Source organism: Methylococcus geothermalis (assembly GCF_012769535.1).
GTDB lineage: Bacteria > Pseudomonadota > Gammaproteobacteria > Methylococcales > Methylococcaceae > Methylococcus > Methylococcus geothermalis.
On sequence record NZ_CP046565.1, the window covers coordinates 2,578,291 to 2,590,745 of the forward strand.

Below are 12,455 nucleotides of genomic sequence, written 5' to 3' on the forward strand. Positions count from 1 at the left end.
ACCTGGCTAGACTATGCCGGACAGGACACCGACGTCACATCAGCATTCATCCTGCACGTATCAAACGAATGGACGGAAAATGTGACAGCAGGAGCCTGACGGGACGAGACGCCGAACGGCGAACAAACTCGGAATGCCTAAATCATGTCGAGCCTATAGCGTTGGAAATGCGATGGCTGAAGAGTCGGCGAAGGCTTACAATCGCCACACGATAACCTTGCTCCGTTGTCAGACTTTTTTTCGCAGGAGGACGTCATGCAAGTCACCCGGCGCCAGTTCTTCAGACTGAGTGCCGCAACGCTCGGGGGTTCCTCGCTGGCCGTCATGGGGTTTTCGCCCCGCGAGGCGCTGGCGGAAGTGCGCGCGTTCAAGCTGGCGCGCACCACGGAAACCCGCAATACCTGCCCGTATTGCTCGGTAGCCTGCGGTCTCATCCTGTACAGCCTCGGTGACGGCGCCAAGAACGCCAAGGCCGAGATCATCCACATCGAGGGCGACCCCGATCACCCGGTCAGCCGCGGCAGCCTCTGCCCCAAGGGCGCCGGGCTGCTCGACTTCGTCCACAGCCCGACCCGCACCCGGTTCCCCGAGTACCGGGCGCCGGGCGCCAAGGCGTGGACCCGCGTCAGCTGGGATTTCGCGCTGGAACGCATCGCGAAGCTCGTCAAGGAAGACCGCGATCGGAATTTCGTCGCTCGCAACGGCCAGGGGCAGACGGTCAACCGCTGGCCGACGGTCGGCTTCCTGGCGGCTTCCGCTTCGTCCAACGAAGCCGGCTACCTCACCCACAAGGTTCTCCGCAGCTTAGGAGTGGTCGCACTCGACAACCAGGCACGGGTCTGACACGCACCGACGGTGGCAAGTCTTGCTCCGACATTCGGTCGCGGCGCCATGACCAATACCTGGATGGACATCAAGAATGCGAACGTCATTCTGGTGATGGGCGGCAATGCCGCCGAGGCGCATCCGGTCGGCTTCAAATGGGTGGTGGAAGCCAAGGCGCACAACAAGGCCAAGCTGATCGTGGTCGATCCGCGCTTCAACCGCACGGCTTCGGTGGCGGATTTGTACGCGCCGATCCGGGTGGGGACCGACATCGCCTTCCTGAGCGGGGTGATCCGCTACCTGTTCGAGCACGACGCGCTCCAGCATGAATACGTCAAGGCGTATACCAACGCCGCCTTCATCGTGCGCGAGGATTTCGGCTTCGACGACGGGCTGTTCTCCGGCTACGACGAGAGCGCCCGCAAGTACGACAAGGCGAGCTGGCAATACGAGCTGGACGGCCAGGGTTATGCCCGGGTCGACGAGACCCTGCAGCATCCCCGCTGCGTGCTGAACCTGCTGAAGCAGCATGTCTCCCGCTACACCGTCGACATGGTCTGCGACCTCACCGGCACGCCGAGGGAGCTGTACCTGGAGGTCTGCGAGACGATCGCCTCCACCGCGGTCCCGACCCGAACCCTGACCAGCCTGTACGCCCTCGGCTGGACCCAGCACAGCATCGGCGCCCAGAACATCCGGACGCTGGCGATCCTGCAATTGCTGCTGGGCAACATCGGGATGCCGGGCGGCGGGGTCAATGCCCTGCGCGGCCATTCCAACATCCAGGGCCTGACCGACCTGGGGCTGCTGTCCGACCAGCTGCCGGGCTATATGACGCTCGCCCATGACGAGGAGACCACCCGCGCCGCCTATCTGGAAAAGCACACGCCCAAGCCCCTGAGGCCGGGACAGGTCAACTACTGGTCGAACTACCCCAAGTTCCATACCAGCTTGATGAAGGCCTGGTACGGCAAGGCGGCGACCGCGGACAACGACTTCTGCTATGACTGGCTGCCGAAGCTCGATCAGGTCTACGACGGCCTGCGGGTGTTCGACCAGATGGAACAGGGCAAGCTGACCGGCTATTTCTGCCAGGGCTTCAACCCGCTGGCGTCCTTTCCCGACAAGGCCAAGATCACCTCGGCGCTGTCCAAGCTGAAGTTCCTGGTGGTGATGGACCCGCTGGCGACGGAAACCTCGGAGTTCTGGCAGGACCACGGCGAATACCACGAGGCAACGCCGGAAGCCATCCAGACCGAGGTGTTCCGCCTGCCCACCACCTGCTTCGCCGAGGAGGACGGCTCGCTGGTCAACAGTTCGCGCTGGCTGCAATGGCACTGGAAAGGCGCCGAACCGCCGGGGGAATGCCGCACCGACATCGACATCATGGCCGAGCTGTTCATCAAAATCCGTGAACTGTACCGGCGGGAAGGCGGCGCCTTCCCCGATCCGATCCTCGGCCTGCACTGGCCTTACCGGATTCCGGAAGCGCCGGGGCCGGACGAACTGGCCAAGGAGTTCAATGGCTACGCCCTGGCCGACCTCACCGATCCCAAAGACCCGACGAAAGTGCTGGTCAAAGCCGGGCAGCAGCTCTCGAGCTTCGCCCAGCTCCGCGACGACGGCAGCACCGCCAGCGGCACCTGGATCTTCTGCGGCGCCTGGACCGAGGCCGGCAACCAGATGGCCCGGCGCGACACCTCGGACCCCACCGGACTCGGCATCGCGCCCCACTGGGCCTGGGCCTGGCCGCTGAACCGGCGGATCCTCTACAACCGCGCCTCCTGTGATCCCGCCGGCAAGCCCTGGGACGAAAGGCGCAAGCTGATCGAATGGGATGGCAGCAAGTGGAGCGGGCTGGACGTGCCGGACTTCAAGACCGACGCCGGCCCCGACAGCGGCGTGTCGCCCTTCATCATGACCGACGAAGGAGTGGCCCGGCTGTTCGCGCGGCACCTGATGGCCGAAGGCCCCTTCCCCGAGCATTACGAGCCGTTCGAAACGCCGCTGGCGGCCAACCCCCTGCACAGCAAGGTGATCAGCAACCCGGCGGCGCGCGTGTTCGCGGGCGACAAGGCCATGCTCGGCAGCCGGGAGGAATTCCCTTACGTCGCCACCACTTACCGCCTCACCGAGCACTTCCACTTCTGGACCAAGCATGCGCGGATCAATGCCTCGCTCCAGCCGGAGCAGTTCGTGGAAATCGGCGAGGCGCTGGCGGCGGAACTCGGCATCGCCAACGGCGAGAAGGTGGTCGTGCGCTCCAGGCGCGGCCGCATCAAGGCGGTGGCGTTGGTGACCAGGCGCATCAAGGCGCTGAAGGTCGCGGGCCAGACCGTGCACCAGATCGGCATCCCGATCCACTGGGGCTTCACCGGCGCGACCCGGAAGGGCTACATCGCCAACACCCTGACGCCGTTCCTGGGCGATGCCAATACCCAGACGCCGGAGTTCAAGGCCTTTCTGGTCAATGTGGAAAAGGACCTGTCCGAACTCATGCCGCACACCCACAAGCCGGGCGAGGAGCACGAGGAACGCAGGCGGGCGGAGGCCGCAGCGGAAACCGGCATCGTCCAGGCGTCCTCCTCCTGGTGGCTACGTGTGCTGAAGGGCAGAGCCGAATCATGAACGGCGTAACCGAGCGGCGTTCCAAAAGGTTTACGATGAATACCACCGAGCTTTGGAGTCCCCTATGATTGCCGTCGAACTCGAAACATCGATCACCGGGCATCATTTGGAATTGACCAGCCCAGCACTTCCCGAGCACGTTTCAAAAGCAAGGGTGATCGTGCTTTACGAAGAAACGCCCCAAACAGAACCCAGCCGGGATGATGAAATCGAGGCGATCCTGATTCGAACCCAGGGCATCTTGGGCCGGCACTCCGCCGATGAAATCGATGCGGAGCTGTCCACCATGCGAAGCGAGTGGGATGCAACCTCCCCATGACTCCCGTCACGACGCTCCTCGATACGAACGTCTTGATTTACCACATGAATAATCAAGGAGGAGACAGGTTTGTCGATCGTTTCCGGTCCACGTTGCAAGCGGGAGCCGGTATTTCCGTGATCACACGAATCGAGGTGCTGGCCTGGCGTGGACACACCGATGAAACGGCATTCCAGGCCACGGCTCTGCTCGGCCTTTGTCGAGAGTTCGGCTTGTCCGAATCCGTGATACAGCACTGCATTGGCCTGCGCCGAGCGTTCAATGTCAAACTGCCCGATGCCATCATCGCGGCGACGGCGGTCCTCTCCAATCTCCCGCTGATGACGCGCAACACCGGTGACTTTCAGCGGATTCCCGGCCTGATGATCGTGGATCCCTTCGAATGAAGCGGAAAGACATGAAAACGCGCGCATTTTCGATCTCCCATCCATTTCTTTAGGGAGCGATAGAACCATGGCACTGCAATCCCTGGACATCGTCCGGCGCTCCGCCACCACCACGCCCAGCCCCCAGCAGCGGCAGACGACGGAGGTGGCCAAGCTCATCGACGTCACCAAGTGCATCGGCTGCAAGGCCTGCCAGTCGGCCTGCCAGGAGTGGAACGATCTGCGCGAGGAGGTCGGCATCAACGAGGGTTCCTACCAGAATCCGCACGACCTGACCGCCAACAGCTGGACCCTGATGCGCTTCGCCGAGACCGAGGAAAACGGCACCCTCGAATGGCTGATCCGCAAGGACGGCTGCATGCACTGCGCCGACCCCGGCTGCCTCAAGGCCTGCCCCTCGCCGGGCGCGATCATCCAGTACAGCAACGGCATCGTCGATTTCCACGAGGAGAACTGCATCGGCTGCGGCTACTGCATCGCCGGCTGCCCGTTCGACATCCCCCGCCTGTCCAACAAGGACGGCAAGGTCTACAAGTGCACCCTGTGCTCGGACCGCGTGTCGGTGGGGCTGGAACCGGCCTGCATCAAGGCTTGCCCGACCCAGGCCCTGGTGTTCGGCAGCAAGGAGGACATGATCGAGCACGCCAACGAGCGTATCGCCGACCTCAAGGAGCGCGGCTTCGACCATGCCGGGCTCTACGACCCGGCCGGCGTGGGCGGCACCCATGTCATGTACGTGCTGCATCATGCCGACAAGCCGCAGCTCTACAACGACCTGCCGAAAGACCCGGCCATCTCCCCCACGGTCGGCCTGTGGAAAGGAATCTTCAAGCCCCTGGCCACGGCCGCCCTGGCGTTCACGGCGCTGGCCGGGTTTTTCCACTATGTCACGGTCGGCCCCAACGAGACCGAGGACGACGACGAAGAGGAGGAAAAGGCATGAGCACCGACCGCCACCCGCCACCCGTCGAGCGCTACAGCCCGGCGGAACGCTTCAACCACTGGGTCACCGCCCTCACCTTCCTGCTCCTGAGCTTCTCCGGCCTGGCGCTGTTCCACCCTTCCATGTTCTGGTTCACTCAGTTCTTCGGCGGGCCCACCTGGACCCGCATCCTGCACCCTTACATCGGCATCGTACTGTTCCTCTCGTTCTCCGGCCTGGCGCTCAAGTTCTGGCATCACAACCTGCTGACCCGCAACGACATCGTCTGGCTCGGCCGGATCGCCGATGTGGTGAGGAACCGGGAGGACCGGCTGCCGGAGGTGGACCGCTACAACGCCGGCCAGAAGATGCTGTTCTGGACCATGATCGCCACCCTCCCGACCCTGCTCCTCACCGGTATCGCGATCTGGCGGCCCTGGTTCGCTCCCTATTTCAGCATCGACATCGTCCGCCTGGCGCTGCTGCTCCATGCGGTTTGTGCCTTCGTCATGATCGCCGGCATCATCGTCCACATCTACGCCGCCTTGTGGATCAAGGGCACCATCGGCGCGATGGTCCGCGGCACCGTGACCCGGGCCTGGGCACGCAAGCATCATCCGGGCTGGTACCGGCGGGTGATCGGCGGGAAATAGGCACGGACACTGGCGGACGCCGCCGCCCGGTCTATAATACCGGGCCTTTTTACAGACCAGGACTTCACTCGTGAGCCAGTTCGACAACGTCAGCGTCGTCAAGAAAGCCCATGTCTATTTCGACGGCAAATGTGTCAGCCACACCGTGCTGTTCCCGGATGGCAGCCGCAAGACCTTGGGGGTCATCCTGCCCGCCAGCCTGAACTTCAACACCGGCGCGCCGGAGGTCATGGAAATCACTGCCGGACGTTGCCGTGTGCAGCTCGCCGGGCAGAGCGAGTGGCAAAACTATCAGGCCGGCGATTCATTCGGTGTTCCGGGCGATAGCAGCTTCCAGATCGAGGTGAGCGATACGCTCCACTACGTGTGCCATTTCGGATGAAGTCTCACCTGAGTGACCGGACAGTGAGGGGTGGCAAGGCATGAAGCTCGGCTCACCCTATCTGCGCAAGCTGGTCGAAATCGCCATCGGCATCGCCGCGCTCGAACTGCTGTTTTACCTGTTCCGGATCGGGGCCACGGTTTACGCGCCGTAAACCCCGCGGCGTCAGATCCTTGTCCGGCAACGGTGCTATCATCGCGCGGAGCCGGATGCGCGGCGCCGCCCGGAGCGCGCAACGGCTATTGGCAACCTGATTTGAGGAATGAATCCATGAAATTCTTGTTCAAGCATCCACTGGTCGTTTTCGGTCTGGGCATCGCCGCCGGCTATCTCGTGCACAAGTACCGGCGGGAAATCCTCGCGACCACCGCGGGGTTCACGGAAAAAGGTAGGGAATTCGTGCTCGGTTCCCAGCAACACGATGTCGCCGGCACCTGCGAGCAGTGCGAAGACTAGGAGGCGCGGCCGGCCGGGGAAGGGAGAGGGCCTTCGACGCATGGACCCCGGACGACCACTGCCAATGACTCAAGCAAATCCCGGACCACCAGCGCGGCGCCGTCCCTTGCGGAACCGGGCCGCCTCCCGGCGCCGGAAACCGCGCGAAATCATGCCCTGACTGCGGGATTTCCCGCGCTCCAAACATGGCTCCCAGGCCGATCAGCTCAACCCGTAACGGGAAACCTTCTTGTACAGCGTCGAGCGCGCGATGCCGAGAACACGGGCGGCCTGACTCATGTTGCCGCGGCACCTGCAGATGGCCGCGGCGATGCTTTCCGATTCGATTTTCGACAGGCTGATTCCACCGGCGGAATGGGAAACCCCCCAGCCTTCCGCACCGGCATGGGAGCCGCCCTGCTCGGCCTCTTCGAGGAAATCCGCCGGCAGATCCTCCAAGGTCAGCACGGCGCCGGAACAGACGAACAGGGCATTGCGGATCACGTTGCGCAGCTCACGCAGATTTCCCGGCCAGGGGTGACGCTCGAACAAGGCCATGACTTCATCGCCCAAACGAATCTGCCGGACTCCCGCCGCCGCGACTTCCTGTTCGAAAACCGCCTGCACGATGCGGGACCGATCGGGCCGCTGCCGCAGCGGCGGCAGATGCAGGCGTGCCCCATTGAGCCGGTAATACAGATCGCGCCGGAAACGTCCCTGGCGGATCGCGTCCTGCAAGTCGACGTTGGTCGCGGCCACGACCTGGACATCCACGTGCAAGGGTTTAGCTCCACCGACAGGCACGAATTCGCCGGTCTCCAGCACGCGCAGCAGCGTCGCCTGAAGATCGAAGCTCATATCGCCGATTTCGTCCAGGAACAGCACCCCGCCGTCGGCCAGAAGAAACTTGCCCGGCTTGCCGCGGCTCCTGGCGCCGGTGAAACTGCCGGCTTCATAGCCGAACAGCTCGCTTTCGATGAGGTCCCTCGGAATCGAAGCGCAGTTGACGGCCACCAGCGGGCCTTTCCGCCGCGGCCCCAGGCGATGGGCGAAGCGCACCAGATATTCCTTTCCGGTGCCCGATTCGCCGCTGACGAGAAGCGGAATCCCGCGCTCCTGCAACCGCAAGGCCTTGTCGAGGAGGACTTTCACCGCCGAGTCGCTGATCAGGCCGTGTTCGCCGGCAACAGGAACCGGCGGCGCTGCGAACGAATCATCAGATCTGGCCCGGAAGACATCTCGCTCGCTCGCGGCCAGGCCCTCACAGGCCATGCGCAGAAAGGCGAGGAGCGCCCCCGCGGAACCGCGCCTGTCGCTCACGAGGCCAACCAGGGCGGTCACCTCACCGGCCGCATTCCTGACCGGGCAGCCGGCGGTCACCAAGGCGTGCAGTCTCGCTCCGTAGTGTTCCTTGCCTTCGAAGGCGACGGCCGTACCCAGCACGGCGGCGCTGCCGATGCCGTTGTTGCCGAGCACTTCCTCCCGCCAGTCCCCGCCCGCCTTGAGCACCTCCCTGGCGACGGGAGCCATCCGCAGCCCGTCATCCAGCACCCGGAAAATCCGGCAGCGGCTGTCCGCGACGACCAGCGCGGCCTGGGCACCCTTCAGAAAATCGAAAACGCCGCGGACCCGCTCCCAGACGGCCGCCAAGTCCGATGAAGCCGACGGACCGGGCTCGGAGGGATCGTCAAGCTTGCGCGGCCAGTCATCGGTGCCCGGAGGAAGCCGGTAGTCCTCGAAGCAGCGGCACCACGCATCCGCTACTTCGGGACGGACCCAATCCAGGGCGGCCGGCAGAACACCCGTCTGGCGCATCCACTCCCACGCCTGATCGGGCCGGTCCACGTACAAGCTGCTGAAACGGTTCCAATCGGGAAATTCGACGGGGCTGGAAACGGAAGACAGGGACTGTTCGTTCACCATCTGTGGCTATCTCCTTGGCATGAAGCTACGATCGACCATTCGTACCACGGCCACCCTTCCAGGCGCGGCCGGTCATGCATAACCACAACTCGATTTCTTATATGTAGGGCCGCCCCTGTGCGGGACCGATGTCCGTTCATCGGCAACGGGGCTTGTGGGTGACACGGTAGCAACTCGATCACGAGCCTTCAATGCGGCTGATTGTCGCAGAGAATCAATGGCATGGCTCCGGCTGGTCGAAACGGGGCGCGCCTGCACAAACCTTGTTTCCTACTGTCGGACAATGTTGAAGCGCGAAACGGTTTCACCTTAGACTGCACCGCAATCCAAGCAGGGCATGGCACCTCGGAAGCCGCCCAGGTCAAGGACCATCCCTGCCCACAACGAGTAAGGAAACCATGTCCGGAGATTTCACCTCACCCCCCGTCATGAAGCAGCGTTTCCTGTGGTCGCTGGGCAGCATCTGCCTCATCGTCATCCTGACCGAAATCGTCGTGATGACGCTGCTGGAGCCGATCCGGCGCGCCGGTCTGGAACTGCCGCCCTGGCAGGAAACCGCGCTGGACGGCCTGTTGCTGGCGCTGTTCAGCACCCCTCTGTCGTGGCTGCTGGCGCTGCGGCCCCTGGCGCGGCGGATCGAGCGGGAAATCCAGCAGAACAAGGAGCTGCGGGAAGCGCTGGACGCACACGCCCTCGTCAGCATCACCGACCTGCAGGGCAAGATCCTGTACGCCAACGACAATTTCTGCGCGGTTTCGCGCTATGGCCGCGACGAACTCGTGGGCCAGGACCATCGCATCGTCAATGCCGGCTACCACGGCAAGGCCTACATCCGCGACATGTGGCGCACCATCGCCCGCGGCAATATCTGGCAGGGCGAGTTCTGCAATCGCCGCAAGGACGGGACCCGCTACTGGGTCGACACTACCATCGTCCCGCTCATGGACAGCGCCGGCAAGCCGCGGCAGTACATTTCCATACGCCGCGACATCACCGTGCAAAAGGAAACCGAGGCTCAGCTCGCCCTCTTCAAGCAGGCGATGGACGCCAACAGCGAGATGATCCTGATCACCGACCGTGCCGGGCGCATCATCTATGCGAACCCGGCGCTGTGCCGCTTCAGCGGGATGGTGGAACACGAACTGCTCGGCCAGAGCCCCAGCGTCCTCGACAGCCCGCTCGCCGATCCGGAGACGCTGGCCGCGATGCAGGCGGCACTCCGGGCCGGCCAGCCCTGGTCCGGACGGCTCCTGAACCGGCGCCGGGCCGGACCGGACCCTCAAGATGCCCGGGACTACTGGGCGGAAATCAGCACCACGCCCATCCATACCGAAGGCGACCGGCTGGTGGGCTACGTCCAGATCCAGCACGACGTGAGCGCCGCGGTCGAACGGGAACGCGCGCTGACGATGGAACAGGAGGACACCGCCGCCCGCCTCCGCATCACCCAAACCCTGCAGCAAAGCGACCCGCTGCACGACCGCTGCCGGCGCGCCCTGGACATCCTGTTCGGGCTCGGCAGCCTCGACCTGCAGCGCAAGGGAGGAATATTCCTGAAGGCGACAAACAAAGACTGCCTGAACCTGTTCGTGCTGCAAGGAAAATTCAGCGACGAATTCATCCGGCGCGAACAGGCCATTCCCATGGGCGCCTGCCTGTGCGGCCGAGCCGCCGTTTCCGGCGAAATCCTGGTGTCCGACGACTGCTTCAGCGACGCCCGGCACGAACACCGCTTCGAGGGCATGGAGGCCCATGGCCATTACATCGTGCCGATCGCATCCGGCGGCGACGTGCTGGGCGTGATGTTTCTTTACACCGATCCCACCCCCGCACGCAACGAGGCGCGGATGGCGATGCTCCGGCAGGTGGGCGAAATGCTGGCGCTGGCGATACTCGAAGACCGCGCCAAGGCCTCACTGAAAGCCGCCCATGATGCCGCGGTGGAGGCCACCCAGGCCAAGAGCGCATTCCTTGCCAACATGAGCCACGAGATCCGCACCCCGATGAACGGCGTGCTCGGCATGCTGGAATTGCTGAAGGATACCGACATGTCCCGCGAGCAATGGGATCTGGTGGAAACCGCTTCGAATTCTGCCGAATCCCTGCTCGAAATCATCAACTCGATTCTCGACTTCTCCAAACTCGAAGCGGGCAAGGTCGACATCGAGCGGACCGAATTCAATCTGCCCGACCTGGTCGAGGAAGTCTGCGCCCTGCTGGCCGGCCGCGCCCACGATAAGGGCCTGGAGCTGAACTGTTTCCTGCCCGCGGACCTGCCCCGGATGTGGATCGGCGATCCGACCCGCATCCGGCAGGTACTCACCAATCTGATCGGCAATTCCGTGAAGTTCACCGAAAAGGGAGAGGTCTCGGTCCAAGTGACGCAAGCGGATGCCGGCGAGGGCCGGACGCATCTGAGCTTCGAAATAAGCGATACCGGCATCGGTATCGCTCCGGAGGTTCAGGAGCGGCTGTTCCAGCCATTCACCCAGGCCGACGGCTCCACCTCCCGCCGCTTCGGCGGCACCGGCCTCGGCTTGTCCATCTGCCGGAACCTGGTCGAACTCATGGGCGGCAACATCCGCCTGGAAAGCGCACCCGGCCAAGGCAGCCGCTTCTGGTTCACGCTCCCCCTGGAACACGTCGCCGGTGCGGCCGCACCGGCCTTGCCGGACTTCTCCCACCGGCGGGTGCTGGTGGTGGACGACAACGCCACCAGTCGCGTCATCCTTGCCCACTATCTGACCCACTGGGGCCTGGAAGTCGACGAAGCGAACCGGGGCGACACGGCCCTGGCCGAGCTGGAGGCCGCCCAGCGCGAATCGAGACCCTACGACCTCGTCTTGCTCGATCTCCACATGCCGCACATGGACGGCTATGGACTCGCCCGGGCCATGAATGCCAAACCAGGTCTCAAGGAGATTCCGCGCCTGCTGCTGTCCTCGGGCGGTTTAGCCAGCGAAGCCGAGCTTCGGGCGCTCGGCATCGCGCGCAGCCTGCTGAAACCGGTGCGGCAATCGCTGCTGTTCGACGCCATCGCGGACGTGCTCGCCACCCAGGCCAGGGAGAAACCCCGCACACCCGACAAGTCGGAGACCATCCTGCCGGCTTATGAAGGCCGCAGGGTCCTGGTGGTGGAAGACAACCGGGTCAACCAGAAAGTGATCGTCGCCATGCTCGCCAAGTTCCGCATCGTTCCGGACGTCGCCGACAACGGCCAGGCCGCCCTGGAGCGGCTGGCCCGGTCCCGCTACGATCTGGTCCTGATGGACTGCCAGATGCCTGTTCTGGGAGGCTACGAGGCCACGCAGGAACTGCGCGCAAGGGAGCGGTCCGCGGGATCTGGACGCACGCCGGTCGTCGCGCTCACCGCCCATGCCGCGACCGGCGAGCGGGAAAAATGCCTGGCGGCCGGCATGGACGACTATCTGAGCAAACCGATTTCCAGGGACCGGCTCGCCGAGGCGCTCGAGCGCTGGCTGGGACTTTCCGTCTCGAATATCGAGAAGACGGCAGATGGCCCCGAGGGAAGAGATGGCGGCCCCGGGCCGGGCGGTCCTTCCTGGAACAGGGCGGAAGCACTGGCGCGCCTGGACCACGACGAGGAGCTCCTGGCAGAAATGATCGGTCTCTGTATCGAGGAACTCCCCAAGCACCTCGCCGCCTTGCGTGAAGCGGGAACGAGGGCGGACACGGCCGCGCTGGCCGATGCGGCGCATGCCATCAAAGGCATGGCGGGGCATTTCTGCGCCGAAGCGGTCCGGGAGCTGGCCACACGGCTGGAAGACCAGGCCCGGACGGCGGGATCGGCCGCAGATCCGGCGCTGATGCGGGCGCTGGAAACCGCAGCTACCAGGTTATTGGACGATATGCGAAGCAGCCCCTCCCTGGGGTCCCCGGAAAAGGGCGGCGACGGTGAGCCACGATAAACGCCCGAAGCCCCCTGCCGGGAGATCGAAAACCCCCTTGGCGTCTGGACTCG

At 64.1% G+C, this 12,455-nt stretch carries 8 protein-coding genes and 1 pseudogene; 8 read left to right on the forward strand and 1 reads right to left on the reverse strand.

What is annotated here, in order from left to right; all coding sequences use genetic code 11:
* Window positions 1-255: 255 nt before the first annotated feature.
* The 7 genes and pseudogenes from fdnG to GNH96_RS11970 form a co-directional block, all read left to right on the forward strand.
* Window positions 256-3,306: pseudogene (gene fdnG, locus GNH96_RS11940) on the forward strand (formate dehydrogenase-N subunit alpha); the annotation flags it as partial.
* Between the two features lie 211 nt (window positions 3,307-3,517).
* The gene (locus GNH96_RS11945) at window positions 3,518-3,772 is read left to right on the forward strand and encodes a hypothetical protein (protein ID WP_169603884.1); all 255 of its coding nucleotides are present in this window, start codon (window positions 3,518-3,520) and stop codon (window positions 3,770-3,772) included.
* On the forward strand, window positions 3,769-4,158 hold the full coding sequence (locus tag GNH96_RS11950) for a type II toxin-antitoxin system VapC family toxin (protein ID WP_169603885.1): 390 nt from the start codon (window positions 3,769-3,771) through the stop codon (window positions 4,156-4,158). Before GNH96_RS11945 ends, GNH96_RS11950 begins: the two co-directional genes overlap by 4 nt.
* A gap of 67 nt (window positions 4,159-4,225) precedes the next feature.
* A complete protein-coding gene (gene fdxH / locus GNH96_RS11955; RefSeq protein ID WP_169603886.1) occupies window positions 4,226-5,101 on the forward strand; it encodes a formate dehydrogenase subunit beta in 876 nt (291 codons plus the stop codon).
* Entirely contained in the window at window positions 5,098-5,733 is a 636-nt protein-coding gene (locus GNH96_RS11960; protein ID WP_169603887.1) for a formate dehydrogenase subunit gamma, read from the forward strand. The genes fdxH and GNH96_RS11960 overlap by 4 nt, the downstream gene beginning before the upstream one ends.
* 70 nt (window positions 5,734-5,803) lie before the next feature.
* Entirely contained in the window at window positions 5,804-6,115 is a 312-nt protein-coding gene (ppnP, locus tag GNH96_RS11965) for a pyrimidine/purine nucleoside phosphorylase (protein ID WP_169603888.1), read from the forward strand.
* Window positions 6,116-6,385: 270 nt separating this feature from the next.
* On the forward strand, window positions 6,386-6,571 hold the full coding sequence (locus tag GNH96_RS11970) for a hypothetical protein (RefSeq protein WP_169603889.1): 186 nt from the start codon (window positions 6,386-6,388) through the stop codon (window positions 6,569-6,571).
* A 201-nt stretch (window positions 6,572-6,772) separates the two neighbouring features.
* Here GNH96_RS11970 and GNH96_RS11975 read toward each other — a convergent pair whose 3' ends face one another.
* The gene (locus tag GNH96_RS11975; protein ID WP_169603890.1) at window positions 6,773-8,473 is read right to left on the reverse strand and encodes a sigma-54-dependent Fis family transcriptional regulator; all 1,701 of its coding nucleotides are present in this window, start codon (window positions 8,471-8,473) and stop codon (window positions 6,773-6,775) included.
* A gap of 398 nt (window positions 8,474-8,871) precedes the next feature.
* Here GNH96_RS11975 and GNH96_RS11980 point away from each other — a divergent pair, with 398 nt between their 5' ends.
* Window positions 8,872-12,402 carry a response regulator gene (locus GNH96_RS11980; RefSeq protein WP_169603891.1) on the forward strand — a complete coding sequence of 1,177 codons (3,531 nt, stop codon included), beginning with the start codon at window positions 8,872-8,874 and terminating at the stop codon, window positions 12,400-12,402.
* Window positions 12,403-12,455 lie beyond the last annotated feature (53 nt).

Coding starts and splice junctions, on each gene's coding strand:
- GNH96_RS11950 (WP_169603885.1), top strand. CDS start 3,769: ATGACTCCCGTCACGACGCTCCTCGATACGAACGTCTTGATTTACCAC.
- GNH96_RS11970 (WP_169603889.1), top strand. CDS start 6,386: ATGAAATTCTTGTTCAAGCATCCACTGGTCGTTTTCGGTCTGGGCATC.
- GNH96_RS11945 (WP_169603884.1), top strand. CDS start 3,518: ATGATTGCCGTCGAACTCGAAACATCGATCACCGGGCATCATTTGGAA.
- GNH96_RS11960 (WP_169603887.1), top strand. CDS start 5,098: ATGAGCACCGACCGCCACCCGCCACCCGTCGAGCGCTACAGCCCGGCG.
- fdxH (WP_169603886.1), top strand. CDS start 4,226: ATGGCACTGCAATCCCTGGACATCGTCCGGCGCTCCGCCACCACCACG.
- GNH96_RS11980 (WP_169603891.1), top strand. CDS start 8,872: ATGTCCGGAGATTTCACCTCACCCCCCGTCATGAAGCAGCGTTTCCTG.
- GNH96_RS11975 (WP_169603890.1), bottom strand. CDS start 8,473: ATGGTGAACGAACAGTCCCTGTCTTCCGTTTCCAGCCCCGTCGAATTT.